Source organism: Paenibacillus sp. MB22_1 (assembly GCF_047200555.1).
GTDB lineage: Bacteria > Bacillota > Bacilli > Paenibacillales > Paenibacillaceae > Fontibacillus > Fontibacillus phoenicis.
This window is the reverse complement of record NZ_JBLADV010000002.1, coordinates 1,128,449-1,153,069: the sequence shown is the minus strand read 5'-3', so window position 1 is coordinate 1,153,069 and position 24,621 is coordinate 1,128,449. Positions and strand designations below refer to the sequence as shown.

General features: G+C 48.3%; 24 protein-coding genes and 2 pseudogenes. 9 read left to right on the top strand and 17 right to left on the bottom strand.

The window, feature by feature from the left end:
* Positions 1-91 precede the first annotated feature (91 nt).
* The 6 genes and pseudogenes from ACL02P_RS17205 to ACL02P_RS17180 all read right to left on the bottom strand — a co-directional run bounded on the left by ACL02P_RS17205 (position 92) and on the right by ACL02P_RS17180 (position 6,036).
* Positions 92-1,387, bottom strand: a complete 1,296-nt coding sequence (locus tag ACL02P_RS17205; protein WP_387803091.1) for an IS110 family transposase — start codon at positions 1,385-1,387, stop codon at positions 92-94.
* Positions 1,388-1,961: 574 nt separating this feature from the next.
* The gene (locus ACL02P_RS17200) at positions 1,962-2,372 is read right to left on the bottom strand and encodes a hypothetical protein (RefSeq protein WP_260070400.1); all 411 of its coding nucleotides are present in this window, start codon (positions 2,370-2,372) and stop codon (positions 1,962-1,964) included.
* A gap of 66 nt (positions 2,373-2,438) precedes the next feature.
* Positions 2,439-2,552 (bottom strand): annotated as a pseudogene (locus ACL02P_RS17195) (HPr(Ser) kinase/phosphatase); the annotation flags it as partial.
* Between the two features lie 5 nt (positions 2,553-2,557).
* Positions 2,558-2,843 (bottom strand): annotated as a pseudogene (locus ACL02P_RS17190) (nucleotide pyrophosphohydrolase); the annotation flags it as partial.
* Positions 2,844-3,107: 264 nt separating this feature from the next.
* Positions 3,108-4,340, bottom strand: coding sequence for an IS256 family transposase (locus tag ACL02P_RS17185; RefSeq protein ID WP_412837771.1), 1,233 nt, complete (start codon positions 4,338-4,340; stop codon positions 3,108-3,110).
* Between the two features lie 367 nt (positions 4,341-4,707).
* Positions 4,708-6,036, bottom strand: coding sequence for an IS1380 family transposase (locus ACL02P_RS17180; protein ID WP_009227150.1), 1,329 nt, complete (start codon positions 6,034-6,036; stop codon positions 4,708-4,710).
* A gap of 157 nt (positions 6,037-6,193) precedes the next feature.
* Here ACL02P_RS17180 and ACL02P_RS17175 point away from each other — a divergent pair, with 157 nt between their 5' ends.
* Positions 6,194-6,922: a LysR family transcriptional regulator gene (locus ACL02P_RS17175; protein ID WP_323078213.1), complete on the top strand. Its 729-nt coding sequence runs from the start codon at positions 6,194-6,196 to the stop codon at positions 6,920-6,922.
* Positions 6,923-7,192: 270 nt separating this feature from the next.
* Here the strand turns inward: ACL02P_RS17175 and ACL02P_RS17170 are convergent, their stop codons facing one another.
* Positions 7,193-8,437, bottom strand: a complete 1,245-nt coding sequence (locus tag ACL02P_RS17170) for an IS110 family transposase (protein WP_412837770.1) — start codon at positions 8,435-8,437, stop codon at positions 7,193-7,195.
* Positions 8,438-8,649: 212 nt separating this feature from the next.
* Here ACL02P_RS17170 and ACL02P_RS17165 point away from each other — a divergent pair, with 212 nt between their 5' ends.
* The 4 genes from ACL02P_RS17165 (at position 8,650) to ACL02P_RS17150 (ending at position 10,774) form a co-directional block, all read left to right on the top strand.
* Positions 8,650-9,084, top strand: a complete 435-nt coding sequence (locus tag ACL02P_RS17165; RefSeq protein ID WP_323078211.1) for a hypothetical protein — start codon at positions 8,650-8,652, stop codon at positions 9,082-9,084.
* 2 nt (positions 9,085-9,086) lie between these two features.
* Positions 9,087-9,473 carry a retropepsin-like aspartic protease gene (locus ACL02P_RS17160; protein WP_009223468.1) on the top strand — a complete coding sequence of 129 codons (387 nt, stop codon included), beginning with the start codon at positions 9,087-9,089 and terminating at the stop codon, positions 9,471-9,473.
* 218 nt (positions 9,474-9,691) lie between these two features.
* Complete coding sequence (locus ACL02P_RS17155) at positions 9,692-10,306, top strand: TetR/AcrR family transcriptional regulator (protein ID WP_009223469.1); 615 nt, start codon at positions 9,692-9,694, stop codon at positions 10,304-10,306.
* Positions 10,307-10,312: 6 nt separating this feature from the next.
* Entirely contained in the window at positions 10,313-10,774 is a 462-nt protein-coding gene (locus ACL02P_RS17150) for a DUF2269 family protein (protein ID WP_009223470.1), read from the top strand.
* Positions 10,775-10,971: 197 nt separating this feature from the next.
* On the opposite strand, the gene ACL02P_RS17145 is transcribed toward ACL02P_RS17150, so the two are convergent.
* Positions 10,972-12,216 carry an IS110 family transposase gene (locus ACL02P_RS17145; protein ID WP_412837769.1) on the bottom strand — a complete coding sequence of 415 codons (1,245 nt, stop codon included), beginning with the start codon at positions 12,214-12,216 and terminating at the stop codon, positions 10,972-10,974.
* 405 nt (positions 12,217-12,621) lie between these two features.
* Between ACL02P_RS17145 and ACL02P_RS17140 the strand changes: the two genes are divergently transcribed.
* Positions 12,622-13,086, top strand: coding sequence for a DoxX family protein (locus ACL02P_RS17140; protein ID WP_036644103.1), 465 nt, complete (start codon positions 12,622-12,624; stop codon positions 13,084-13,086).
* A 286-nt stretch (positions 13,087-13,372) separates the two neighbouring features.
* Here the strand turns inward: ACL02P_RS17140 and ACL02P_RS17135 are convergent, their stop codons facing one another.
* The gene (locus tag ACL02P_RS17135) at positions 13,373-14,620 is read right to left on the bottom strand and encodes an IS110 family transposase (protein ID WP_412837768.1); all 1,248 of its coding nucleotides are present in this window, start codon (positions 14,618-14,620) and stop codon (positions 13,373-13,375) included.
* Between the two features lie 297 nt (positions 14,621-14,917).
* Between ACL02P_RS17135 and ACL02P_RS17130 the strand changes: the two genes are divergently transcribed.
* Positions 14,918-15,250: a nucleotide pyrophosphohydrolase gene (locus tag ACL02P_RS17130; protein WP_009223472.1), complete on the top strand. Its 333-nt coding sequence runs from the start codon at positions 14,918-14,920 to the stop codon at positions 15,248-15,250.
* 113 nt (positions 15,251-15,363) lie between these two features.
* Here the strand turns inward: ACL02P_RS17130 and ACL02P_RS17125 are convergent, their stop codons facing one another.
* A complete protein-coding gene (locus ACL02P_RS17125) occupies positions 15,364-16,596 on the bottom strand; it encodes a hypothetical protein (RefSeq protein ID WP_009223473.1) in 1,233 nt (410 codons plus the stop codon).
* A gap of 5 nt (positions 16,597-16,601) precedes the next feature.
* Positions 16,602-16,742 (bottom strand): hypothetical protein, encoded by a 141-nt coding sequence (locus tag ACL02P_RS17120; protein WP_157273302.1) that lies wholly within the window; start codon positions 16,740-16,742, stop codon positions 16,602-16,604.
* Between the two features lie 247 nt (positions 16,743-16,989).
* Between ACL02P_RS17120 and ACL02P_RS17115 the strand changes: the two genes are divergently transcribed.
* Positions 16,990-18,183 (top strand): transposase, encoded by a 1,194-nt coding sequence (locus ACL02P_RS17115; RefSeq protein WP_412837532.1) that lies wholly within the window; start codon positions 16,990-16,992, stop codon positions 18,181-18,183.
* Positions 18,184-18,347: 164 nt separating this feature from the next.
* On the opposite strand, the gene ACL02P_RS17110 is transcribed toward ACL02P_RS17115, so the two are convergent.
* Together ACL02P_RS17110 and ACL02P_RS17105 are read right to left on the bottom strand one after the other, a co-directional pair.
* Positions 18,348-18,692 (bottom strand): helix-turn-helix domain-containing protein, encoded by a 345-nt coding sequence (locus ACL02P_RS17110; protein ID WP_260070398.1) that lies wholly within the window; start codon positions 18,690-18,692, stop codon positions 18,348-18,350.
* A gap of 37 nt (positions 18,693-18,729) precedes the next feature.
* Positions 18,730-19,065: a helix-turn-helix domain-containing protein gene (locus ACL02P_RS17105; RefSeq protein ID WP_009223475.1), complete on the bottom strand. Its 336-nt coding sequence runs from the start codon at positions 19,063-19,065 to the stop codon at positions 18,730-18,732.
* A 175-nt stretch (positions 19,066-19,240) separates the two neighbouring features.
* Between ACL02P_RS17105 and ACL02P_RS17100 the strand changes: the two genes are divergently transcribed.
* Entirely contained in the window at positions 19,241-20,641 is a 1,401-nt protein-coding gene (locus ACL02P_RS17100; RefSeq protein ID WP_009223476.1) for a helix-turn-helix domain-containing protein, read from the top strand.
* A 404-nt stretch (positions 20,642-21,045) separates the two neighbouring features.
* Here the strand turns inward: ACL02P_RS17100 and ACL02P_RS17095 are convergent, their stop codons facing one another.
* The 4 genes from ACL02P_RS17095 to ACL02P_RS17080 are packed head-to-tail and all read right to left on the bottom strand — an operon-like array spanning position 21,046 to position 24,621.
* The gene (locus tag ACL02P_RS17095) at positions 21,046-22,440 is read right to left on the bottom strand and encodes an ATP-binding protein (protein ID WP_412837767.1); all 1,395 of its coding nucleotides are present in this window, start codon (positions 22,438-22,440) and stop codon (positions 21,046-21,048) included.
* On the bottom strand, positions 22,431-23,090 hold the full coding sequence (locus ACL02P_RS17090) for a response regulator transcription factor (RefSeq protein WP_036644107.1): 660 nt from the start codon (positions 23,088-23,090) through the stop codon (positions 22,431-22,433). Before ACL02P_RS17090 ends, ACL02P_RS17095 begins: the two co-directional genes overlap by 10 nt.
* Positions 23,091-23,123: 33 nt before the next feature.
* Complete coding sequence (locus ACL02P_RS17085) at positions 23,124-23,888, bottom strand: lantibiotic immunity ABC transporter MutG family permease subunit (protein WP_412837766.1); 765 nt, start codon at positions 23,886-23,888, stop codon at positions 23,124-23,126.
* Position 23,889: 1 nt separating this feature from the next.
* Positions 23,890-24,621: a lantibiotic immunity ABC transporter MutE/EpiE family permease subunit gene (locus ACL02P_RS17080; RefSeq protein ID WP_412837765.1), complete on the bottom strand. Its 732-nt coding sequence runs from the start codon at positions 24,619-24,621 to the stop codon at positions 23,890-23,892.

Genomic DNA, 24,621 nt, shown 5'->3' with positions numbered 1-24,621 from the left:
TGGAATAATTCCTTGCGGCTGCTCCGTGCTTCTGTTGTCGTTGTTTATAACCTATTCGTCGTATGCAAACGCTGAAAGTTTGAATCTCGTTTTACGCTGCCATCCGAAGCTGAGACTGGCGTACCGGCCCCAGAACATCCATAGGGTTGTAGCACATTTGTTTTGTCCCCAATGTGAATAAGACTCGAATGAGTTTTCCACACAGGGCTACAATGGACTGTTTCTTCTTTAACGGATTGTTTGTGCGTGTCGTGTAATATTGATGTAATGCCTTAAACTCCGCGTTTTTTGCCACCATCGGCATGACAGCCCGGAACAGCAACGCCCGTAGCCGGGATCGTCCACGTTTGGTGATCGTGGACTTGCCCTTCTTCTTGCCGGAGCTGTTTTCCTTCAGATTGAATCCGGCAAGTCGTATGATCTGTTGGCCATGATCGTAGCCTCGCAGATCCCCGACTTCCGCCAGGAAACCAGCCAGTGTCACCACTCCGACTCCAGGTACCGTCAACATCTCTTCAGAACCGGGAACCCGATCCAGTAGTTGTTCCACCTGTTGCATGATGTCTTCTAGCTGACGAGCAAATAAGTCGTACTGCTCCAGTAAAGCCTTCAATTCGATTTTGGCTGCAGTGAGACCCTCGGTAAGTCCGATCGAAGACTTGGCGGCTTGAACCAGTTTCTCCGCTCGCTTCATGCCTACAGCTCGTTTCACATCCTGCTTCCAACGCTTCAGAATCGTATAGGCGCCTTGAGATACGACGTCTTGCGGTGTTGGAAAATCTGTCAGTGTGATGAGCGATGCTTTCCCTTCCCAGTCTTTGAACACCTGTTGGTATTCCGGGAAGAAACGGTCCAGCCAGTTTTGAATCCGCCTTTGGACTTGCCCAAAGTTCCCCATCACTTTTTCCCTCAGGTTCATCAAGATGCGTAAATCCGCATAGACGCTCTTCGGGAATTTCGGTTCGGTGTACTTCCCATTGCGGATCAGATCTGCGATCACTTTGGCATCTTTATAGTCGTTTTTCGTCGGGGAATTGTCCTCAAGCTCTTTGCTCTTGTTCACATGATGAGGATTGACGATAACCACCTTAATCCCTTCGTGCTGCAGAAATTCCGCTAGCGGGAACCAGTAGTGTCCGGTCGGCTCGATGCCGAAGATCACATCAGTCTTCGCATGTTGCCACTGTAGCTCCTTCATCCACGATACCAGTTTAGTCAGCCCTGAGCGGTTATTGCTAAACACACATTCTTTGCCAAGTTCGATTCCCCGAAAGTCGATCCCGCGTGCTACATGGGTTTCTTTTGCAATGTCTGCTCCAACCACTAGTGTAGCTTCGGTAATTTGTGTAATCCGTTGATTCTGCTTCTTCGATTGCTTATACTTCATAGTGAGCGTCCTCCTCTTAATTAGGGCAGTGAATGGTCCACATTCCAAGACCCAGCATACAGGAGGCGCTTTTTTCGTTCAAACCTCAAATTAATTCATTACAGGAATGGCTCCTTAAATAATTTTAAGTTATTAACATTCATGCCCTAGGTACTTACACCCCTCCTTTCTATCTTTCTTTATGACTTTTTAATAATCCTATATATATTATAACAAAGTAAATAACTGTCATTTGTCGAAAAAAAGATGTTTTTATATGGGATTAAAGAATCATTTATTAGAAAAAATGTGTCAATTTTCGACAGTTCATATTCGAAATTAATGTTATTGGAGAAGCTCCATCTACGAATTTAAAATTATAAGGATATAATTCAATCACCCAAAATTAGTTTTTGATTGCGTAACAGGCAAAATAGTTTTTATAACTTTAAAAAAATTTTTTATGGTAGATTTTGGATTAATAAAATGCAAATAGATTTAATTACTATGAGGCACCTTAAATTTTCTCTAATCTCCTAAAAATGTGTCCCTCTAAACCCATTTCTTACTGCTTAATACTAAACCTTGCCAAACACTACCAGACCTCTCTTGCTCTAAGATCCTCACAAAACATCAAACCCGCAATATAGAACGGATACAACCCACACGCCGCGATCATGACCAACCCCATCCCCGGAAGCGGCACCTCTTGGGGATCGGTGATCGGATAGGCAGAGGCAAATCCTTTGATGAACAGCAGGAAATAAGGAATCCACAAGATCGTTGTTAGGTACTTTCGTTTTCCTGGGCTCAGCTGGAACTTCGTCAGAACATAAGATAGGATGGAGAACAGAACAAAGAGAAGGAGCACCGCCACAGGAACATAACGATCCATATGGGCGATTCCAGTGACTCTTTCCAGCCGATACACATTCATCAGAAGCTCCACTTGAACACATAGAGAAAAAGCATACAGCACGCTGACTCCGTTCACTTTCCACAACATCTTTGCGTTGAACCTCCCTCACTCACCATTGGGTTCGTTGGGATCATAGGAGCTCGCCAGCAGACCCTACGACCCTATCTCCTCCTCGATCCGCTTCATAAACTCATCTACCGCGCTGTAGCCGAGCTGCTTCAGATACCAGTTGTTCGCGGCGGCTTCGATCAGGCCGGCGACGTCCCGCACTCCTATAGCTCGTTATATTTGGTCATCTTGCCAAAAGACTTCTCCACCGGATATTTGGCGCCGTTCCGCCGCATTTTGTTCCGAATGATGTCTTCGATGTCGAGGTCCAGCGCATCGGCCAGATAAATCGAGTAGATCAGGCACGTCGGCCAGTTCGTCGGCGGTTTCTTGTTTTTTCTGCGATACCGCGTCTTCAGACGATTTCCATTGGAAATTCTCCAACAGCTCGGATGCCTCGAGGCTTAGCGAAATCGCCAAATCCTTCGGATTGTGGAATTGCGCCCAATTCCACTCCGGGTTACTTTGAAATGGTCCAAGTCATGGATGCTGAAGTTATTTAGCGCCCACTGCTTCCGCGAACATCTCAAATTGCTTGTCTTCCGTATACTCATTTGTTATGCGTCCCTCAGAGGTATAAGATAGCCCATTATGACGTGTATATATCAACAAATTATCTTGAACTTTAGTATACAAAAGCTCAAGGTAATTTATATTTTGGTGAGTCTGTCAAGAATTTTGTGTAAACACTCCTAGTGAAAATGCCGGAATCAATTAACGTAGATGGGGGCCGATGCGATCCGGAAAGAAAACGGAGAGCTGCAGCAAGATCTGTCCCCAATTCTGGACACGGCCTGTCCACTTGCGAGTAACATCCATCGTAGCGAGATAAAGCATCTTGAGTAAGGATTCGTCAGATGGGAATATGCTCTTTCCCTTCGTGACCTTACGTAGTTGACGATGGTAGCTTTCAATCATGTTGGTCGTATAGATGAGCTTACGAATTTCCGGAGGATACTTGAAGAAAGTTGCAATCTCATCCCAGTTTGTGCGCCAAGAACGCACGATCAGCGGATACTTATTGCCCCAGGTCTCCTCGAATCGATCAAGTTCTACTAAGGCCATGTCTTCCGTTGCAGCCTTGTAGATGGGCTTCAAATCTGCCGTTACTTTTTTCAGATCCTTGTAGGATACATAGCGCGTTGAATTGCGAATCTGGTGGATCACACACTTCTGGATTTCCGTATTCGGATAGCAAGCGGTAATAGCCTGCGAAAAGCCGGTGAGATTATCCACACATGTAATGAGAATGTCTTGAACGCCGCGGTTTTTCAGATCATTGAGCACACTAAACCAAAACTTCGAGGACTCATTCTCCCCGATCCACATGCCGAGAACGTCCTTGTTTCCGTCGAGATCGATGCCGATGACCATGTAGGCTGCCTTATTTACGATCGTGCCGTCCTGCTTCACCTTAAAATGAATGGCGTCCATAAATACAACGGCATACACGCCTTGCAGCGGACGGTTTTGCCATTGTTTAACGAGGGGGATGAGCTTATTGGTCACGTTCGAGATCATCGTCGGAGACACGTCAATGCCGTACAGATGAGCTAAGTGATCTTGGATGTCCCGAGTGCTAACGCCTTTGGCATACATCGCAATGATTTGCTCTTCAATGCCGGTTACATTCGACTGATGCTTCTTTACGATCATGGGTTCAAACTCACCGTTACGATCGCGGGGCACACGAATCTCCTGTTCACCGTATTCACTGGTGATCATCTTCTTGCTCTTCCCATTGCGACTATTCTTTGTCTGCTTATTTGCAACGTCGTGCTTAGCATAGCCCAGCTCATGATCAAGCTCCGTCTCCAACATTTCTTGCAGCGTGTCGGCAAACAATTCTTTTAGGGCAGACTGAACATCCGCCATTGTTTTTAAATCGTTGTCTTTAATGAAGGCTTTCACTTGATCTCTGCTGAACTTTGGGGCCACTGTGTTCATCCTTTCCATCCAACCTTTCTCAATCGATAAATAATCGAGCGGTTTTCTGAATTTCAGAGATTAAGGTTGTTTGTTGGCATAGGATGGCATGGACGGCGTCCTCCATGTCAGTTTTGCGTTTATCATATCATTCCAAAAGATCTTTATACTAGGGAGTTTATTTCTTTTTTTTGTTAAAAATGGGTCTTTACTATTAACCTGAATCCGTGACGCTTTGTATTGCTCGATTGAAAATCTGGTTGTTATTGTAAAATGTGCGATTTTTGACGCTGACAAACTGTTTAATGAGATCGCACTCTGATGGAGCGCATGATCAAACAGACCTTGGCTGACAAGGCCTTATTGACCCCTATAATATTCCATCCTGTCAGGTAAAGGCACAGTAAATACGACGGATAACGGGAAACCACGGACTGTTGCAGCCGAAATTGAATCGAATACCTCGCGCATGTCGAACCAATCTTGCCGCCATGTAAATAATATTCTGGATAACCGTACGAATACGGCGACGCTGCACGTTGTTTCGAATCGGCGAGTCATGCTCACGCAGACTCTCCTGGCCGATGATTCGAAGAAGGTTATAGGCAAACAAGCCGGCATGCAGTACGAGATCATTCGTTGCGAATTTTCCTGCAGGCAGACGCTCCAAATCCAAATCGGTTTTGATTTCGCTGTGGAATTGCTCACTTGTCCCATGATCGCGGTAAAGCTCAATCACTCGTGACGGGGCACAGCGAAGCGACGTCCAATAGACGCTCACTTCAATTTCCGGGAACAGCAACACTTGTCCATCCCGATCAATCGTTCGATGAATGACGTGGAACACTTGGCGAAGGGGGCGGTCGAATCCCTTTTCGCGAAATTCTATCGCGCCGATATATTCGACTTTTCCTTCGCGCTGCTGGCAGGCGATTCCCGTCGTTTCCGCAATGCGCAGCCACATTTCCTTCGGTTCTCTGCGGAGATTGGCCTTGATGATATAGTCGGCTTTCTCGCGATGACAAACATGCAAATTTTCGGCGCTGTCGTTTCCAGCGTCCATGCGAATGAGCAGCGGCAGGTCCGTTGCACGTTTGGCGTATGCGATGCTCTGTTCTAAAAATGCGGCTGTTCCCTTCTGGCAATGCACACTGCCCTCACGCAGTTCCACATTAACGCCATAGCCTTCTTGGCCCAGGTAGGCAAAGATGGGAGCATAGCCGTCAGTCCCTTTGTAAGTACGAGATACGCCTTCTTTCTTTGTGCCGGAATTGTCGAAAGGAGATACGTCGATATCCAGCGGCGCATAAGCCTTTTCACCTGCTGTCAGCCCTGTTAATGGAGCCTTTACCTTGCGAATGAGATCAGCGGATTCCTCAAGTAAAATCCGGTTCCATTCCGGCGTCTGTGCTGCGGCGTCAAGACGCTGGCGAAGAGTCGGGCTGGAGGGGACTTTTTGGAGCTGAAGGCAGATTGTGAATACATCGTCTTTTCGAAACGGCTCAATATGGTCAAAGTCGCTCTTGCCTTGGCAGAGCAGGCCCAGATAGCTCTTCATGACATCGGCGTGGGAATGAATCGGTGTTTTCATACTTTTGATCTTTGTATGATTCAGGCGCTTTCTAAGTCCAGTATGCGCAAGCAAAGCGCCAACGGTTGCAAGACCGGCGTGAGTAGAGAGAATTAACTCTTTCGAGCGGACAAATTGGATCTTCATAGAGCACCTCTCAGGTGAAATTGGAAAAGTTATGATTTTCTTTTAATTTCTTTACCGGAGGTGCTTTTTCCTTCAATTATCTTTAATTTTCAAAGAACCTTTATCACGGATTCAGGATTAATCTAATGATAAATTATTTACGAGAACTGCAAGAAAAATGATTCCCACCGAAAAAGGGAAAGAGCTTTACACACAAGTGGTTCCTCTTATTGAAGCTTTGGAGGAGACTACACAAAAATTCAAAATGGAAAACTCATTAACCGTCCCCATGGTTAAAATCGGTACAGGATACGAATACTTCCGTGAGAATTTAGCTCGTAATTTAAATAAATTTCCATTTCGAGTTAATGCAACTTTTGGGGTGGCCTCCTATATTCTTGAATTACTGATCGAGGAAAAACTTGACATGATTATAACGTCCCAAAAAATCCCTGCCCCTGGCATTGAATATATCCATTATGTTCAAGAAGAATTTGTACTGGTTGCACCTTATCACTTTGAAGAACATCATTATGAAGATAAGGAACGCTTTGAAGCCTGGTTGTGTTCACAAGATTGGCTCAGTTATGGCAGTGAATTACCGATCATCAGAAGATTTTGGAGAGAATATTTTAAGAAAAGACCGCAAATGCAAATCAAACATGTTCTCCCGGATCTTCATTCAATATTGACGGCGATAGAACATGGAGCTGGAATCAGTATTCTTCCAAATTATATGCTAGAAAAATCTATTCACAATCATACCGTAAAAATAATCTATCCTGAGTTTAGAGTGACTAATGAACTATATCTGGCTTATCATATCAAATTTCGAAATTATCCCACGACGATAATGATTATTGATGCATTAAAGGAGAATTTACAAAATAATATCGATACGATTTAAAAAGACTATTTCCCGACAATATAAAATGCTAAGGCAAGCCAGAGAATTATGGTAAACTATAATCAACTAGCGCGATCGGCTATGCGGATATCCATTGAATAAGTCCAGCGGTATGATGTCAAGCTGTTGATTTAATCGAATTGGAAATTTCCCGTGCCTGTTGAGCGCGGAGTCACGAAAAAAGGGCGCATCAAAGCAAACCCAGCCAAAAACCATGTCAGATACCAGATTTTTACTGGGAATTCGTGAAGGACTAAGGCAAAGGAGGCGTTAATCCTTGGCGCTATTCACCTTCCTTCGAGGCGTGTAGAGTTGGCCGCTGCGTAGCAGCACATCGACCAGACGCACGAGTTTTCTTGCCGTTAAGACGAGGGCGCGTTTGTGTTGATTCTTGGGCACTTCGTGATACTTCTTCCGGTAATATTCACCGAATTCTTCATCGCGCATCCTAACCGAGTCGGCAGCTTCAACGAGGTAGTAGCGCAGGAATCGGTTGCCGGATTTGATGCGGGCGGTGTCCTCCGCCTCGAAGACGCCGGACTGGTGCCTGCGCCACGTTAGACCCGCGTACTTGGCGACGGCGGCTTGATCCTTGAACCGTTCAATATCGCCGAGTTCGCCGAGCAGACCGGCTGCATAGACTTTGCCGATGCCGGGCACTGACAGCAAGCACTGAGCGCCTTGAATGCCGTCGAGGACCCGCTCGATCGCTTTGTCGAGATCCTTGAGCTGCTTCTGGATGCTGCGGATGGATTCGATGGAGGTGCCGAGCACCAGGTCAATCGAATCCTCCACGACCTTGGACAGCCGATAGGAGGCGCGGGCAGCTTGCTGAATGCAGCGGGCGACCCGCTCGGGATCGGGGAAACGATTGCGTCCCTTGTCCCGCAGATAGTCGGCCAGATCGGCCACGTCCATCTCGGCGATGTCATCGAGGCTGAACTTCTCGGAGAGCATCTCCATGAGCGCATGGCCAAACACGGAGCTGTCGACCTCGGTTGTAAACGCATTGCACTTGTAGAACAGGTTCTGCAAGAAGTACTGCTTCTCGCGAGCCAAGTTATGGACCAAGTGGAAACGCATGCGCGTGAGGCGTTGAAGGGCGACATACTGCTCCTGCATGACGATGGTGGTCGTCAGGCGGCCGAAGCGCAGGCGATCCGCAATGACCCAGGCGTCGAGCCGGTCGGTCTTGTCCATATCCGCATAGGCTTCTCTGAACTTGCTGATGAGCTTGGGGTTCAAGGTGAACACCTTGGCCTTGCGCTCTCGAAGCGCTGGATCCTGATGCAGGTACATGGCAGGGTGCCAGCTGTAGACGGAAGTGGCTTCCAAGCCGATGTGAATCTCGGTGACGGCCAACTTGTCCGCTGCAGCGACGATTTGGTCACGCAAGTGCGAGGCGCCATTCAAATTGTTTTTGACGGTGAGTGTCTCAAGCTTGTCACCGTCAGCGTTCATGAAACACGCTTCGAGCTCTTGCGAGCTCACGTCAATACCGACAAAAAGCTTCAAGTGAAATTCCTCCTTTCGCTAGGGATTCAGGGAATGGACGCTCCGGGATGCCTCCGGCGCACGCGCAGATCTATCACCCTCGCGTATGAGGACACACTTCGGGCCATGAGCTGCCCCGGATCTGCTAAAACCGGGCATGGGATGCCGAAGGGAACAGCCAGCGGGTAAGAAGCTCAGACGCGTACCGGAGAAACAGACTTAAGGAGTAGACGATGCTACTGGAGGCAGAAGGATTTCCCCGAATGGACCCTACGTTCCATTGTCCAGAGGCATACCGGAAAGTCCAGTCCCTGATGGAATTTTCAAAGAACAAGCTGGAAATTTGGAGGCTGTTTTCCATCCCCCGGGGGATGGAAATGAACCTAAAAGAGCTTTTTAAAGATACTATACGAGGAGGGTTTACGATGCAGTGGCAGGAGGTAAGAAAGCTGTTTCCCGATCAATTCGTCCTTCTTTCCGTTCTTGATTATCGCGAGGAAGAGGGAAAGAAGATTGTTACAGAAGTCGCCCCTGTAAGAACTGTTCCTGACCATGAGGCTAACAAGGCGTTCTTTAATGTGGAGCCAGGTCAGATTGTGTATCACACCTCAAACGAAGAATGTGTCATCCATATACGAAATAACCCGTTGGTTAGAATGAGGCATTAAGTATGGATATCCATTATGATGGCAACTTGCTTACGGTAGAGCTGACCGTACAATATCGTAGTCAATCTATGAAAATCTCGGACGTTATTGTTGACACAGGTTCTTCGCATACGGTATTCAGTCCGGATGTCCTGGAGAAAATTGGGGTTACTTATGAAAATGGTGATCCGGTTTACGAGGCGTATGGAATTGGTGGAACTGTCCCTTTTTACACGAAAATTCTTGACGAGATTATCATAGATTCTCTTAGATTGGAGCGAGTCGAAGTTGATGTAGGCATGCTGCCTAAGTCACATCAGGGATTGCTAGGCTTGGATATTTTACAAGCAAACGGTTTTGTCGTTGATTTGGACAAGCTTGAACTCAGATTACCTGAGTCAATCAGTTAAGTTATTAATTATTGGCTGAAGCATGGCATAATCCAATAATTAATATGAGGCGGTTCCCAATCAAAGGGGACTGCCTCTTTTTGTGTAAATGGATTGTGGTTCGAAATCAAAAACAGAATTGTAGAGTACAAATACTGGAGCCCTCTATTTACAAACCAACGGTCGGTATTTATAATGAAGATACATCAAATTTGAAGAATTTTTCCGGAGGGTTCGAGTTGAAACAGGAGGAGCGCAGACAACGGACGTTAAGACGGCTGATTGATGCAACGAAAGAGTTGATTCAGGAGAAGGGATGCCATTCGATTACAACGCAGGACATCATGGGCAGATCTGGCCTGTCTAAAGGCGCGATTTTCCATTATGTCAACAGCAAGGACGACATCTTTGTGCTGATCCTGCAAGAAGGGCTTGAAGAAACGAACCGACGCTTCATGCATGAGATTGAGCAAGGTCGGCGGAACTTCGATGATCCGATGCAGAAGATTAAGGACAGCATTGTTGAATTCGAAAACCCGCAGAATGTGACCAACAAAGTGCTCGTGTATTTGTTTGGCAAGGAAGAGGACCCGACCGTTGCAGAGGCTCTGAAGCAGTATTATGAGCGGACCGTTTACTTATCTCAGATCTGGATTGAAACGGGTCAGCAGCACGGCGTTATTCCCGACACGGTCGAGGCGGGCAAAACCGCAGAGTTGTTCACGCTCATGACGCTGGGATTCCGAATTCGCGCCAGAATTCCGAACGTGCACGCGCTGGTTAATGCACAGGACTTAACTTCACTGATGACGAACATTTTGAACCCCGTCAGAAAACGGGAACAGAAAGGGTGATCGGTTATGGGAGTATGGTTAACCTTGCATGTATTAGGTGTCTTATTGTTGGTGGGAAATATCATCACGGCGGCATTTTGGAAAATCCGGGCAGACCGGACGGGGAATCCACAAATTATGCACTATGCGGCTAAGAACGTGATGATCGCAGATTATATTTTTACGATTCCTGGACTGGTCCTGATCGTCCTTTCCGGCGGCATGATGACGGGCGGCTTGGGCTACTCTTTGGCCGGGCTGAATTGGCTTACCGTGTCCCTCGGCTTGTTTGCCTTGAGCGGATTGATTTGGTTGTTTATCCTCATTCCCATGCAAAGCAAAATGATTCGACTCAGCGCCGATGGTATCGAGAAGGGCACCGTTTCAGCAGCCTACCATAAGGCTTCTCGGAATTGGACGGTTTACGGGACGATCGCGACGTTGCTTCCGCTTGGGATTCTGTATCTGATGATCTCCAAAGGTTTCTGAGGGCACGATTTTTGTGAAAATGATAAAAAGTCCAGCGGTATGATGTCAAGCTGTTGATTTAATCGAATTGGAAATTTCCCGTGCCTGTTGAGCGCGGAGTCACGAAAAAAGGGCGCATCAAAGCAAACCCAGCCAAAAACCATGTCAGATACCAGATTTTTACTTGGAATTGTAAAGGACTTTGGGCAAAGGGGGCGTCAATCCTTCGCAGTCGTTACCTTCTTCCGTGGCGTGTAGAGTTGGCCGCTGCGTAGCAGCACATCGACCAGACGCACGAGTTTTCTTGCCGTTAAGACGAGGGCGCGTTTGTGTTGATTCTTGGGCACTTCGTGATACTTCTTCCGGTAATATTCACCGAATTCTTCATCGCGCATCCTAACCGAGTTGGCAGCTTCAACGAGGTAGTAGCGCAGGAATCGGTTGCCGGATTTGATGCGGGCGGTGTCCTCCGCCTCGAAGACGCCGGACTGGTGCCTGCGCCACGTCAGACCCGCGTACTTGGCGACGGCGGCTTGATCCTTGAACCGTTCAATATCGCCGAGTTCGCCGAGCAGACCGGCTGCATAGACTTTGCCGATGCCGGGCACTGACAGCAAGCACTGAGCGCCTTGAATGCCGTCGAGGACCCGCTCGATCGCTTTGTCGAGATCCTTGAGCTGCTTCTGGATGCTGCGGATGGATTCGATGGAGGTGCCGAGCACCAGGTCAATCGAATCCTCCACGACCTTGGACAGCCGATAGGAGGCGCGGGCAGCTTGCTGAATGCAGCGGGCGACCCGCTCGGGATCGGGGAAACGATTGCGTCCCTTGTCCCGCAGATAGTCGGCCAGATCGGCCACGTCCATCTCGGCGATGTCATCGAGGCTGAACTTCTCGGAGAGCATCTCCATGAGCGCATGGCCAAACACGGAGCTGTCGACCTCGGTTGTAAACGCATTGCACTTGTAGAACAGGTTCTGCAAGAAGTACTGCTTCTCGCGAGCCAAGTTATGGACCAAGTGGAAACGCATGCGCGTGAGGCGTTGAAGGGCGACATACTGCTCCTGCATGACGATGGTGGTCGTCAGGCGGCCGAAGCGCAGGCGATCCGCAATGACCCAGGCGTCGAGCCGGTCGGTCTTGTCCATATCCGCATAGGCTTCTCTGAACTTGCTGATGAGCTTGGGGTTCAAGGTGAACACCTTGGCCTTGCGCTCTCGAAGCGCTGGATCCTGATGCAGGTACATGGCAGGGTGCCAGCTGTAGACGGAAGTGGCTTCCAAGCCGATGTGAATCTCGGTGACGGCCAACTTGTCCGCTGCAGCGACGATTTGGTCACGCAAGTGCGAGGCGCCATTCAAATTGTTTTTGACGGTGAGTGTCTCAAGCTTGTCACCGTCAGCGTTCATGAAACACGCTTCGAGCTCTTGCGAGCTCACGTCAATACCGACAAAAAGCTTCAAGTGAAATTCCTCCTTTCGCTAGGGATTCAGGGAATGGACGCTCCGGGATGCCTCCGGCGCACGCGCAGATCTATCACCCTCGCGTATGAGGACACACTTCGGGCCATGAGCTGCCCCGGATCTGCTAAAACCGGGCATGGGATGCCGAAGGGAACAGCCAGCGGGTAAGAAGCTCAGACGCGTACCGGAGAAACAGACTTAAGGAGTAGACGATGCTACTGGAGGCAGAAGGATTTCCCCGAATGGACCCTACGTTCCATTGTCCAGAGGCATACCGGAAAGTCCAGTCCCTGATGGAATTTTCAAAGAACAAGCTGGAAATTTGGAGGCTGTTTTCCATCCCCCGGGGGGATGGAAATGAACCTAAAAGAGCTTTTTAAAGATACTATACGAGGAGGTCTGTGCGTGGAACCTCTCATCCCCCTTATCGTTGTCCCGCTGGTGGTTCTTGTCCTGGGAGCGGCGGGAGTGAAACGACTGCGTCCTTGGCCTGTCGCCCTTCGGGGCGGAGTTGCGGCGATGTTCGTGTTGACCGGCACCGTTCATTTTGTGGGGATGCGGGAGGAGTTGATCAGTATGGTGCCGCCTGCTTTGCCTTACCCTGGGTTTATTGTGACGCTCACCGGAGTGTTGGAATTGGCCGGGGCACTTGGTTTGTTGTGGCGTCCGACAGTCACTTGGGCGGCGGGAGGTCTCTCGCTTCTCCTCATCTGTATGTTTCCGGCAAATGTTTACTACGCCCTATCTGGCATGGCGACGGAAGCTCATCAAGCTTTGTTGCCTCGTACGTTGATGCAGATTGTTTTTTTGGCGGCGACATTGGCGATTATGATCTATTACTTACGACGTCGTAGTATGAGACGTATTTAGGCGGTAATTGACGAACTTTCCATTTTATAATAACTTGGTATTAGGAAGAATGTACCAAGGGCCAAAGCATGGCCACACCAAGAGACGACTAGAGGCGGGCCCCGAGTGAAGGGGAGAACCGCCTCTTTTTGCGTGGATGGAGTGGCTCAATCAAATGACAGAATGATAGGAGTACAAGTCTGAAATCCATAGCCAACGCACGCAGCAAGGGAAATGAGCATGCCAAATAAGCCGTTCACAAAACGACTGAATGGAAAATACTGTATTTTTTAAGGAGTGAGCGAAATCAGGTCGCAGTTTCCATAATGCGATAACCCTGAGCTTGAGCAAGTTTAATCGCTTGTTCTACCGTAATTTCACGGGTAACTGGACGAACATCGGATTTCTTGTACAAATCAGGGTTATAAGGCTCTTTGTTTTTCAAGATGTGGTAGATGGCCGTTAACAGCATTCGCGCAATCGCAATGATGGCGCGTTTGTGGCCTCGACGCTTTTTCAGTTGCAAGTAGCGGTTTCGGATTTCGGGATGCTTCTCGCTTTTGACTACAGCGGTAGCGCACTGGACCAAAAGCGGCTTGATGTAGATGCCAGCTCTCGAAATCCTGACTGACTTTTTCTTGCCGGCGCTTCCATCATTGGAAGGTGCGAGTCCTGCCCAGGAGCACAAATGCTTGGCTGTCGGGAACACGTCCATGTTCACCCCGATCTCGGAAACCACGGCAATGGCGGAGAACAGGTTACTTATGGACGGAACAGTCAAGATCAAGTTGATTTCTTCTGAGTAGGACTCGGCAAGGGAAAGGATAATCGATTCCAGTTCTGCTTTGCGGGACTCCAGATCTTCGTAGTGCTGCTTAATGACCTTGATTTTTCCGGCTTGTTCGGGCGTAATGAACCCGTCAATGGCGAGTTCCAGTTCCGGAAGTTTGCCTTTCAGGGAGCCGTGAACGAGCGGTTCAAGGTCAAAGGACGTATCGGTCGGATCGTCCAAGAGCTTGTCCAGAATGTTCATGGAGCTTTTGCCGAATGTATCCGAAACGACGTTGCCAAGCTGGATGTTCGAAACCGTCAGGCTGTTCTGGAGCCGGTTTTTCTCGCTCGACGTAAAGTTGGTCAGCTTGAAGCGGTAGCGCATCAGGTCGCGCAGTTGCCGGATCGGCAAGGGAGGCATAAAGCTTCCGGCAACAAGATCGTGTTTGAACAAGTCGGCAATCCATTGGGCGTCCTTCTTGTCGGTCTTTTTGCCGCGAATGGCCTTGACGTATTTCGGATGGGCGAGCGTGATGTTGCAGGAATGCTCCAAAATGTTGAACACGGGAATCCAGTATTTCCCGGTCGATTCCATGCAGACATCCTTGCAGTCATGCTCACAAAGCCACTGTGACAGCTCATTCAGCCCTTTGGTGAAGGTTGAGAAGCGATGGCGTTTGTAAGTGGTGACGCCTTGGCTGTTGGTGGAGGCGATGCAGGCAACCACGAAGGTTTTATGCACGTCGATTCCGCAACAGACAGGGTAGACAATTTTTAAAGCCATATCGAGACTCCTTTCTATGATGTACAGAGACAGCAGCAGGGACTGATTGCCCAGCAATAAACGAGTTGTTTATCAAAGATAAGTCTGCGTGCTCGAGGCGACACTTATTTGTGCTTGGAAAGGCAATCTACACATATAAACATGCGGTCACCCTGTACGAGAGGTGGCCCACTCACCTCCACGTGATTTGTAGTGTGCTGACGATCTCTGTAACTCAAGAATACAAAAAATCGCTCAAGGCTGACGGATTTCATTCCGTTTTGTGCCTTGAGCGAAGCGAAAGGAATGGGTATAAACATGAATGAAGAGCTGATCCAAATGCTGCTTGCTTTTCGGGAGGAGCGCAACTGGGCGCAATTTCATAATCCGAAAGATTTAGCGATCTCACTGAGTCTTGAGGCGTCCGAGTTGTTAGAGAATTTTCAGTGGAGAACGTCCGAAGATGCCGTATCGCAGAAGAAACAAGACATCGCCGACGAACTGGCCGATGTGCTGATCTACTCAGTGTACCTGGCCGATGCGCTGGGCCTCAATATCGAGGAAATCATTCGGGACAAGATGCGGCGGAATGGAGAGAAGTATCCGGTGGACAAGTCTTTTGGGAAAATGAATAAATATAACGAGCTATAGGAGTGTGAATAGTATAAATAATAAAGATTTTGAACTAAATTACAAATTAAGTAAATATCCTTAAGTTAATTGAATTGTTAAAAAGGCATCCCAATAAGGATGCCCAGGAATTTTTACTTTATCGGCCTCTCGGCAAAAATCAACCTAGCTTTTCTTAACTGTTCAGAACCATCTTTTGACCAAAATGAGATCATATTAAGCCCACGTCGCTTCCTATCACCAGTATATTGGCTTAAATCTAGCATGTATGCAATATAAAGTCTCCCTGCTCTGTCTCGAACAGTAACTCTAGGATTAATACGATGAATGAGTCGCAAGTCAACTAACTCTTCAATATCTTTTGCTCCATCTTGATTCCAATCTCGTTCAACTAAAAAGCAATTTGACCCTGTATTAAAACAAAATTCTCTTACACTCTCAAACAGTCTTTCAAGGCGTTCTCTTTCATCATTAGTATCCCTTTTTAACTCTTCTCTTTTAGAGGAGTCATGTTCACCAGCGGCACGATTGACATCTTCTGCCCCAATTTTTGGTCCTCTAAATCCTCCACCCCTTTCACGTGCTACTTCAACGGACCTACGGAAGATAGTTAGGAAGTCACGTGCAACTCCCCCACTTGCCAAAACCAATCTATCCATGGCGGTGTCGGCCATAATGTTTCTAGGACTTGGAGCTCCAGCCTCTTCAGCAATTTCATGTAGAATATTGGATAAGAACGTTTTTGCAATCGAGAACTTTTCCAAAGTGATGTCTAAATCTATCTCGTCGGCATCATCACCTAGTTTTAGACCCTTTGGGGGGTCACTATGTAGATACCAATCTGTTCGGTGTCTTATTGTTCCTGCTTTAAGCCAGACTTGATTTCCTTTTGTAGCTCTATGAAAATAATCTAATACATTAGCTTGATCGGATCTTCTAATATGATATAAGTCATCCAGCATTAGAAATGCATCAGTTCCTGCCAACTCTGATATTTCTCTAAATAAACGCCGGAAATCAAGCATATGCCTATGTAAGTAATTTACTTTTGAGCGACGAGATGCTTCAGTTACTTCTACACTACTATCGCTTTTGATTTTATCGGAAACCTTAAGATTTGACTGTAATCCTTTAAAGCCAACTCCTGCTTCCCCAGAGTCCTCGGTTTCAATAGCATCACTAGAAGACCATTTATAGTTCATATCTGCGTCATCTTCGGAATGCAGAATATCGTTAAGATTATTGATCTGTTGAGATAATTCAGCAATTAGTTGCTGGCTCTTTTGCTTGTTTAATGGCGACCTTTCGGGTTGAGCACCAAAAACCTTTCTCCACCAAGCGATCTTTTTAGTTGAGTTTAGTCCCACTTCTTCTATCCATTCTTTAAATTTCCCGCTGGTTCGATGAACCGAGTTGAACTCATCACAGTGGCCCTAGTCGCTTCTTCAACAGCTTGTACTAATGCATCGATATCAGGGTTATTTAATAAGTCTTCCACTTTTTTTGCTGCCATAATCTCACCCTTAGTTAAAATATTTTTTATTATACCTCTACTTCCATGTTTATACAATTAAGTGGCAGATTCTGAAAAAATAGAGGGCAAGAGATTTCTATTCAATCTACGTTATAAATGAGCGTTTTGCAGTAATCTGAGGCCTTGAGCCGTAAGGATTTTCGGACATAAAAAAGGGACTTCACCCCAACTTGGAGAAGTTTTCAAGTGACTAAACCCAAAAACCTCAAGGATGGAGGAAGTCACTTTGTATATTCTCCAAGAATGTCTGTTTTCCTTCGAAGAACTTTTAAAAATTCAACCCAAGGAGAGATTGCCGATCTTCTTCAGTTCTCTCGATCTGAGACCGTATGCCAAGGAACTGAGAAGCCGTTCACCCCGAGGCGCTGAGGGATACTGCAGACAAGGTATTCTACGAGCACTCTTGGCTGCGCCGCTTGAAGGAATAAGTACCTTTTCAGGGTTGCATAAGCGTTTGGATACGGATCTCCGGTTTCGTTATCAGTGTGGTCTTCGGCTGGATCGAGAAGCTCCTTCCATATCCACATTAAGCCGAGTTTTCTCAGAACTGACGAGAAAGGACTTGGCAAAACGGCTTTTTGAGGATTTGGTCACACGCTGTCAGCAGGAAGGTATCATAGAAGGCAGTAACGTCGCCATAGACAGCGCCGCTCTCCGCGCTTACGAGAAAAAGCAGCCCAAACGCAAAAGCGAGCAAACGGGTAATGCGAACTGGGGCGCAAAAATTGATTCCTTCGGCAATAAAATCACATGGTTTGGTTACAAAATTCATCTGGCGGTCGATACGAAAAGTGAATTGCCGATCGCCTTGGAAGTAACGCCGGCGCATGTCAATGATGGAGAAATGGCGCCGGGCCTGATCGAGAAAACAGCGTCCAGGACGAGCACACGATTTTTCATACTCGATGCGGGCTACGACCAAATGAAAGTTTATGAGGCCGCCCGCAACGTCAAGGCACAAGCCATCATTCCCCTTAATCTTCGGGGGGAGAAGGAACCGCCTGCTGGCATGACCTCGAACGGAACACCGTGCTGTTCCATGGGTTATGCGATGACATACTGGGGAGTTGACGGCGATATGCATAAATTTCGCTGCCCGCATGCCACGGGTAAAGTCGACTGTCCGCTTGGCATGGCTGCCTGCTCGTCTTCAAACTATGGAATGGTCGTCAAAGTAAATGCGAAGGATGATCTCCGGCGATACAGCATCCCTCATCGGGATACAAAGCGTTGGAAGGAACTTTACAATGAACGAACCAGCGTAGAACGCTGCAACTCCCGATTGAAAACCTATTTGACGGCAGACGCCGCACATGTCCGGGGCATTCAGAAAGTCACAACTCACCAGTATTTGAATGCCATTGTTCTGCTTGCATCTGCGCTCGCCGTTTCTCATCATTCAAAACGGGCTGCCGCTTAAAAAACGAGCTGTTCTAAAATTCTGCAAGTCTGCCCTTTTCTTCATCCATATAATACCATTTTCGAAAATTACCCCTTAACGACAGTGAATATGCTATCGCTTCTTCTCTGAAACGGAATTATGCAAAACACTCAAATAACTAGTAACTATCCCTATGAGAAGGTTTATTTAAACGCCCTCAAAACTTCCCGATTCACCCGCTGTAATATTTCAATCTGCTCCTCAGCCAATCCCTCAGTACTCGCAATGAACTGGTCGATAGCTTCCCACCGAACAGAATCCCTTTCACTCTGCTCAACACCCGAATAAGCAAGTTCATTCAGAGAAATCTTTAGTGCAGAGAGGACCTTCTCCAGGGTATTGATTGAGAAGTTTCGTTCTCCCCGTTCAATAGCTCCGATGTATCTATAGTCCAAACCGGACAAATCCGCCAAGTTTTGTTGAGTGAGGCCTTTTGCATTTCGTATGGCGCGGATTCGATTTCCTAGAAAAATGCGCAAAACTGCCACAACATCACCTCAGAGCGGAAGCTTTTTAAGAAAGTTTCTAACTCTTCATCCCCATCCCCCAAATCACATCTCGCGTGATCTTCGTAATCAACGCAATCTCCTCTGCACTTCTGCTGCTAACCAATTTCATATGCTCATCAAGTAACTGCTGTTTATCGAGTACCACTTCGGTACGAAATAGGTCTCCAGCTGGGACATCCAAGGCAACAGCAATTTTCTCCAACGTCTCCAACGAGATATTGCGATCCCCTCGTTCTACTCCGCCTATGTAACTGTAGTGAAGCGATGCGGCTTCAGCCAGTTGTTCTTGAGTCCAGTTCTTTTGTTTTCTATATTCACGAATTCGTTTTCCAACGATTTCTGGTAGATTCATAGATTACCACCTCTTCTTTTAAGGGTAGGTAAGGTGGTTAGGCAAATACAGATAATTATACTAGAAATAAATATTTTAAAATAGTATATATAAGTACTATTTTTATTGACTGTGTCTAAAAAAGGCTATACAATCAGGATGAAAAGGATGATTTGGACGCGGGGGAGGTATTCCCATGAAACCTGCAACCACGGTTAGACAAGAGTTAGAGAGCTATTTAATTTGGTCTGGGCTGACGCGTCAGCAGTTTTCCGAGATGACCGGGATTAATCAAGGAACGATCAGTGCGATATTGAGCGGGTATCGGCAAATTTCTATACATAATTTGGATCTCATCACGGAGGGGATGGGGTTGGAGGAAGGGGCCCTTTACGAGATTTACTTAGAAGAATGTCTGCGTGGTATGCCGTTGCATTGGAGGCGGCTGGGCCCGTTTATTCGGCGGTGCGCGGAGTTGAACAAGCTGGGGTGCCTGAAGCGACTGGTGCAGGCGGTGGCGGATCGATTATCTTATATGCCAGTGTTGTTTGAGATGGCGGAGCAGTTTTTTCGAGAGGGAAAAAGAAAGGCAGCTGCTCTGCTGTACCAGTGTGTTGCTGAATGCGAGAAGTACCAGCATTCCGAGCGATTGGCGTTAAGCCGGTATCGCTTGTTTACGATTCATCTCGGAGAAGATCAAGAGGAGAATTTGCGCGCCGCCGTTTTGTTCGAAGACTATGTGGACCGACTGGACGAAGGGGTTCAGCTAGATGCATTGAAGGATTTGGCGGATGTGTACGCTTCTTTGCATCGGTGGGATCGGGTTGAATCCCTGGCAGAGAAGCTGGAGCAGAAAGCGACGATTCAATACCGCCATCGGGTAAATCGAAAACGGAAGGAGGCGATGGATAAGGGGGCGTCTCGGACGGAGCTTTTTTATCTGTTGTATGCGTATTTGTTGAGAGCGAATGTGTGTGATGCCAGACAAGAATATGCTCGGGCTTTGGAGTATGTGACTTTATACAGCGGTGGCGCTCTACATGGAATTGACGTGAAAGACGAGGAAGAGCAACGGGTTGTGGAACAGTTTCAGGAATGGGGCCGGGCCAATGCCTATGTGTACCGCTTAATGTCAGGCGATATACAGGTACTGGCGGATTATACGGAATGGGTCGCATCGCATGTGCAGGAGGTTGTTCCAGCGATGTACCGGATTTTGCAGGCGGCTAACCAGTTTGAGTTGAACGTGGATCATCTGCTCGAGCGGTTCGGGGCACATCTGACATACAAAGAACGGTCATGCCGTTTTGGTCATTACAATACACAGATTGTGGCGGATCAGTACGTCCGGTATTTGTGGGAATTGGCTCAATACGAATTTCGCACGCGGCGGGTTGAGATGGGGGTTCGGCAGCTTTTTGAAGGAATGGAGCTTGCTTTGAGGTTCAACCATGAATCGATGTTGATTCGATATGCTCGGTTGTTTGAGCAGTTCCGACATGAGGCATCCAGGGAGGTTCAAGAGAAGTACAAATATCTATTCTGTGAGGTGGAAAAGAGCTATGAGATTAAGAGTATTATCGTGGATCGTGCTTAGTGGCTGGATTGGCGTTGTGGCGGCGGGGAACGTTCCGATCGTACAGACCTTGATTCACGGGCTGGGTGGTTGAAGGATAGAAATGTGACTGATCATAAAGGTAAATTTATACATTTATGGTATGATAGAAGCCGATCCTATCTTTGAGGAGATAAGATCGGTTTTTCTATATTACTCTAACTCACGGGAAGTGAATTCATTGAAAAGAACGATGAACATGACAGATTACGAGGTATGAGCTCTTTTCGAACCCTTATGGAAACGCAAGCTCGGCCAGCGAAGAGTATGAACCGGGTGCGGTTTTGCGAGGCTTTCGGCTGGTATGCACTTGGGGAGACAACACCCAAGAAGTTGCCTTTGTGATTCGAACAGATGTGAATGCAAACATCGGAAACGCCGATTAATTACCCCCTCACCGGCACCTCCATCGTCACCTCGCCCCCACCCGTCACCGGGGAGTTAGCGATATGCAGTTCACCCCCATGTAATTGGGCAACAAACTGGGTGATATAGAGGCCCATGCCGTAATGTCCGTCGCTTCGGCGGGACGGGTCGCCCATGTAGAACTGTTCGGTGGCGTACTTGAGCGCTTCAGGCGAGAAGCCCGGACCTTCGTCAGTCACGCGGAATTGAATCCGATCGCCCGCAGCCTCCACCGATAGCGTGATTTTACTCTTCGCCGGGGTGTGATCCATGGCGTTGGCGATGACGTTCATGAGGGCGCGCTCCAACAAGACAGGATCGGCATAGAGCTCGTCTGGCAGTTCGCCAACGAAGTGGACTGCGACAAAAAGTTCTTTGACCGCGGCGAGAGCCTGCATCTGCGCTTCGAGCGTATGGATGAACTCCTTCAGATCGAGGTTTACGGGCTGATAGGAAGCCGCAGTTTCCGTATTCGTGATTTCGATCAAGGTCTTGATATAAGCTTCCATCTGACGGGCGCTTTGGGCGATATACTCGGTGTATTCCCGTTGCTCGTCCGACTGTTCCGTTTCAGAGAGGAGCTCGACATTGCCGCGAACGATGGTGAGTGGGGTTTTGACGTCATGGGCGAGCGCTGAGATTTGAGCCCGGCGGCGGCGCTCTAGGTTCCATTGCTGCTCCAGCGAGCTCTTCAGGGCATCCCGCATCTGATCCATGGACCTAAGCACTTGGTCAATTTCAGCGATCCCGCTGTATTGGATGGAGAAGTCCAGCTCCTGCTCCTGAATGCGCTGGGTTGCTTCCTGCAGTCCGCTCATTTTGCGGGCTAGCTTTCGACCAAACGAAGAGGCCAACAGAACGGCTTGAAGCAGAAAGAGGACACAGAACAGGACGAAAAAGGCCAGTTCCGCACTAGGCAGTAAGCGGCGCAGAGTCGCTTGGTTAAACTGGGCGGCAAGAGAATACCGGAAGATATAAACCTCTTGGCCATGCGTGACTTTCACATAATGATAAGGAAAAGTGTAACCTGCCGCTTGATCGCCCTCCAGACGCTTCCACGCCGCCTCACCTTGCTTGGCGGAGAAGCTGTGCTCCAGGAGCCTCCCGTCTACCGTGTACTTCGCATATTGGTACAACGCAGAGGGGGTGTCCAGCTGCACCTCCTGTCCCGCCATGAGGCGAGACTTGGCCTCCTGCACTTGCTTCTCGGCATAATCTGCCGGGAGAACGGCTCCAGTGAACAGCAGCCCCACAAAGATCAAGGATAGCAACAGGGCAAGCCCAATCGTTCCCAGACAAAAAGCGGCTAAATATTTTAGAAACAGCGTACGCAGCTTGGTTTCTTTCGGTCCTGACGTGACGCGGGCTACTTCCATCGGTATCCTATCCCCCACACGGTTTCAATCGGATTGACGTTCATTTGGTTTAATTTTGCGCGGATATTTTTGACATGCTCCACGATGGTGGAAGCTTCACTTTCTCCGTCGAATCCAAACACGGATTCATAAATTTGGTCTTTCGAGAACACCTGCCCCCGATTTAACGCCAAAAACTCGCAGATCGCATATTCGCTTTTGGTCAACGGGATGAAGGTATCCTGCACCCGCATCTCCTTGCCCGACAGGTTAAAATGAACTTCGCCGATGCAGAGCACGCTGCGCCGTTCCCGGCTTTCCCGGCGGAGGTGGGCGGCAATTCGCGCCCGTAACTCGCCTGCCCCAAACGGCTTGACGATATAATCGTCCGCCCCGATGCTCAGGCCCTCCACCAGATCATTCTCCATGGATTTGGCGGTCAGGAACAGGATTGGGCAGTCGACCTTGCTGCGAATTTGCCGGCAGAGGGTGAACCCGTCCAGCTCTGGCATCATCACGTCCAGCAAGATCAGGTCATAGCTTCCCAATTGCAGCGCCAACACTTCAGAAGGAGAGGAGAGAGCTGTGACGAGATGTCCTTCTTTTTGCAAAATATTCCGAATTAAGGTCAGCACGGCCGGATCATCATCTACCGCAAGAATATGGGCCATCTTCTATCCCTTCTTTATTGATGAGATCTGAGTTTACTCCAGCGACTTCGTACCTTCCCATCGCCGGAACCACACTCCTAATAATACCATGATCGCCAAGGTCCCTGTGACGCAGGCAAGGATTCCGGGTTCAAGCAAAGAGTCCGCCGGGATCGGAAGGGAGGCAGCATTTGCGTACCCGAATTGCATCCAAAGGCTAACGAACCGGGCAGCCCAGGCGCAAGGGATATAGATCCAGTTATCTTCCCCAAGGCCGGTCAGCAGGAGGGCAGACACGAGGCTCTCCAGAATCCCAAGACCGATCGATGCGCCTTTGCCAAATCGCAGACTCACGTAGAGGTGCAAGGCATAGAGAAACAGACTGCTTCCAAACAGGAGGCAAGCAGCTTCTAAATAGAACCCGAGCCCATAGGGCGATTGAGACAAAAGATAAAGGAAGCCCACTCCGAACCCCACCGAAGCCAGAATTGTGCTGCCCAAGCCCAGCAGAAGAAGCACGGTCAGCTTACCAGCCAGGGCGATGAGGCGGTTCGGCAGGGTGAGAAGCTGTTGATAATTTCCGGCAGCAGCTTCCTGGTCCGCAGCGATGGCACAGACGATACCTATAATCGTTGGAAAAGAAACCGCAAGCACCTGCAAATAAGCGCTCACTTTAGAAGCCGGCGTAAACGGAGTATAGGCGTAATAACCTAAGAAAATCACAATCCCGGCCAGCGGGACGATCAAGTGCACCCACAGGGTCGGTTGTCTTTGGAGCTTGATAAGTTCAGATCGGAGACAACGGAAGTAGCAGCTCATCTTACTTGGCCTCCCGATGGCGAAATAAACGCATCGTCAGGATGCACAGCAGGAAGAACAGGCCAAGCGTGATCAGCACCCCTGGCAAAATAACGCTCTTGTCCCACAAGGCATCGCCTTCGGGAACCGGCAATCCGTTAGGAAGCACGCCGATCGCGGCGCACATCAGCCGAGACGGAATCGCATAAGGCACAGCCCACCAGTAAGCGGTCGTAGCCAACAGAATGTTGCAGGCGATGTTCCCCAGCACATTAAGGATCATCGTAGCAAACATGCCGATCCGGTCGGTTAAGAACAGACAGAGCGGGATCTGCCAAAGGAAGGTCAGAAAGAGCAGCGAGCTGCCCAAGGCGTGGTCCGCCAAAGTAAATCCAGCAGGGAAGACCAGATCGCTAAGCGCAATCCCGAGCATTAAAATGACCGAAGAAACAAGAAACAGCCCGGCGATCACTCCGATTTTACCGAGCCAAACCTTCGACAGAGACACCGGCAATCCGAAGATCGCCCGGTATTTCAGCTTTTTGCTATCCTTTTGGATAACACCCGTACACATCAAAGTGAGCGCTCCGGGAAGCAAAAGGGTATACCACCAGTTGTAGCTGGCGATTTGAAAGAACGGCCCAGCCATCAATCCTGTGCATAGCAACAAGGTTAGCAGAGGAGCCAACCAGGTTAGTTTTCTCGTAAAAGTTCGTTTGGTTTTAAGAAATTCCGCACGGAGGTATGCTTGCAT

Bases quoted from the DNA above. Each gene is read 5' to 3' on its own strand.
- ACL02P_RS17205 (WP_387803091.1), bottom strand. From the start codon at position 1,387: ATGAAGTATAAGCAATCGAAGAAGCAGAATCAACGGATTACACAAATT.
- ACL02P_RS17200 (WP_260070400.1), bottom strand. From the start codon at position 2,372: ATGTTGTGGAAAGTGAACGGAGTCAGCGTGCTGTATGCTTTTTCTCTA.
- ACL02P_RS17185 (WP_412837771.1), bottom strand. From the start codon at position 4,340: ATGAACACAGTGGCCCCAAAGTTCAGCAGAGATCAAGTGAAAGCCTTC.
- ACL02P_RS17180 (WP_009227150.1), bottom strand. From the start codon at position 6,036: ATGAAGATCCAATTTGTCCGCTCGAAAGAGTTAATTCTCTCTACTCAC.
- ACL02P_RS17175 (WP_323078213.1), top strand. From the start codon at position 6,194: ATGATTCCCACCGAAAAAGGGAAAGAGCTTTACACACAAGTGGTTCCT.
- ACL02P_RS17165 (WP_323078211.1), top strand. From the start codon at position 8,650: ATGCTACTGGAGGCAGAAGGATTTCCCCGAATGGACCCTACGTTCCAT.
- ACL02P_RS17160 (WP_009223468.1), top strand. From the start codon at position 9,087: ATGGATATCCATTATGATGGCAACTTGCTTACGGTAGAGCTGACCGTA.
- ACL02P_RS17150 (WP_009223470.1), top strand. From the start codon at position 10,313: ATGGGAGTATGGTTAACCTTGCATGTATTAGGTGTCTTATTGTTGGTG.
- ACL02P_RS17135 (WP_412837768.1), bottom strand. From the start codon at position 14,620: ATGGCTTTAAAAATTGTCTACCCTGTCTGTTGCGGAATCGACGTGCAT.
- ACL02P_RS17130 (WP_009223472.1), top strand. From the start codon at position 14,918: ATGAATGAAGAGCTGATCCAAATGCTGCTTGCTTTTCGGGAGGAGCGC.
- ACL02P_RS17120 (WP_157273302.1), bottom strand. From the start codon at position 16,742: ATGGCAGCAAAAAAAGTGGAAGACTTATTAAATAACCCTGATATCGAT.
- ACL02P_RS17105 (WP_009223475.1), bottom strand. From the start codon at position 19,065: ATGAATCTACCAGAAATCGTTGGAAAACGAATTCGTGAATATAGAAAA.
- ACL02P_RS17100 (WP_009223476.1), top strand. From the start codon at position 19,241: ATGAAACCTGCAACCACGGTTAGACAAGAGTTAGAGAGCTATTTAATT.
- ACL02P_RS17095 (WP_412837767.1), bottom strand. From the start codon at position 22,440: ATGGAAGTAGCCCGCGTCACGTCAGGACCGAAAGAAACCAAGCTGCGT.
- ACL02P_RS17090 (WP_036644107.1), bottom strand. From the start codon at position 23,090: ATGGCCCATATTCTTGCGGTAGATGATGATCCGGCCGTGCTGACCTTA.
- ACL02P_RS17085 (WP_412837766.1), bottom strand. From the start codon at position 23,888: ATGAGCTGCTACTTCCGTTGTCTCCGATCTGAACTTATCAAGCTCCAA.
- ACL02P_RS17080 (WP_412837765.1), bottom strand. From the start codon at position 24,621: ATGCAAGCATACCTCCGTGCGGAATTTCTTAAAACCAAACGAACTTTT.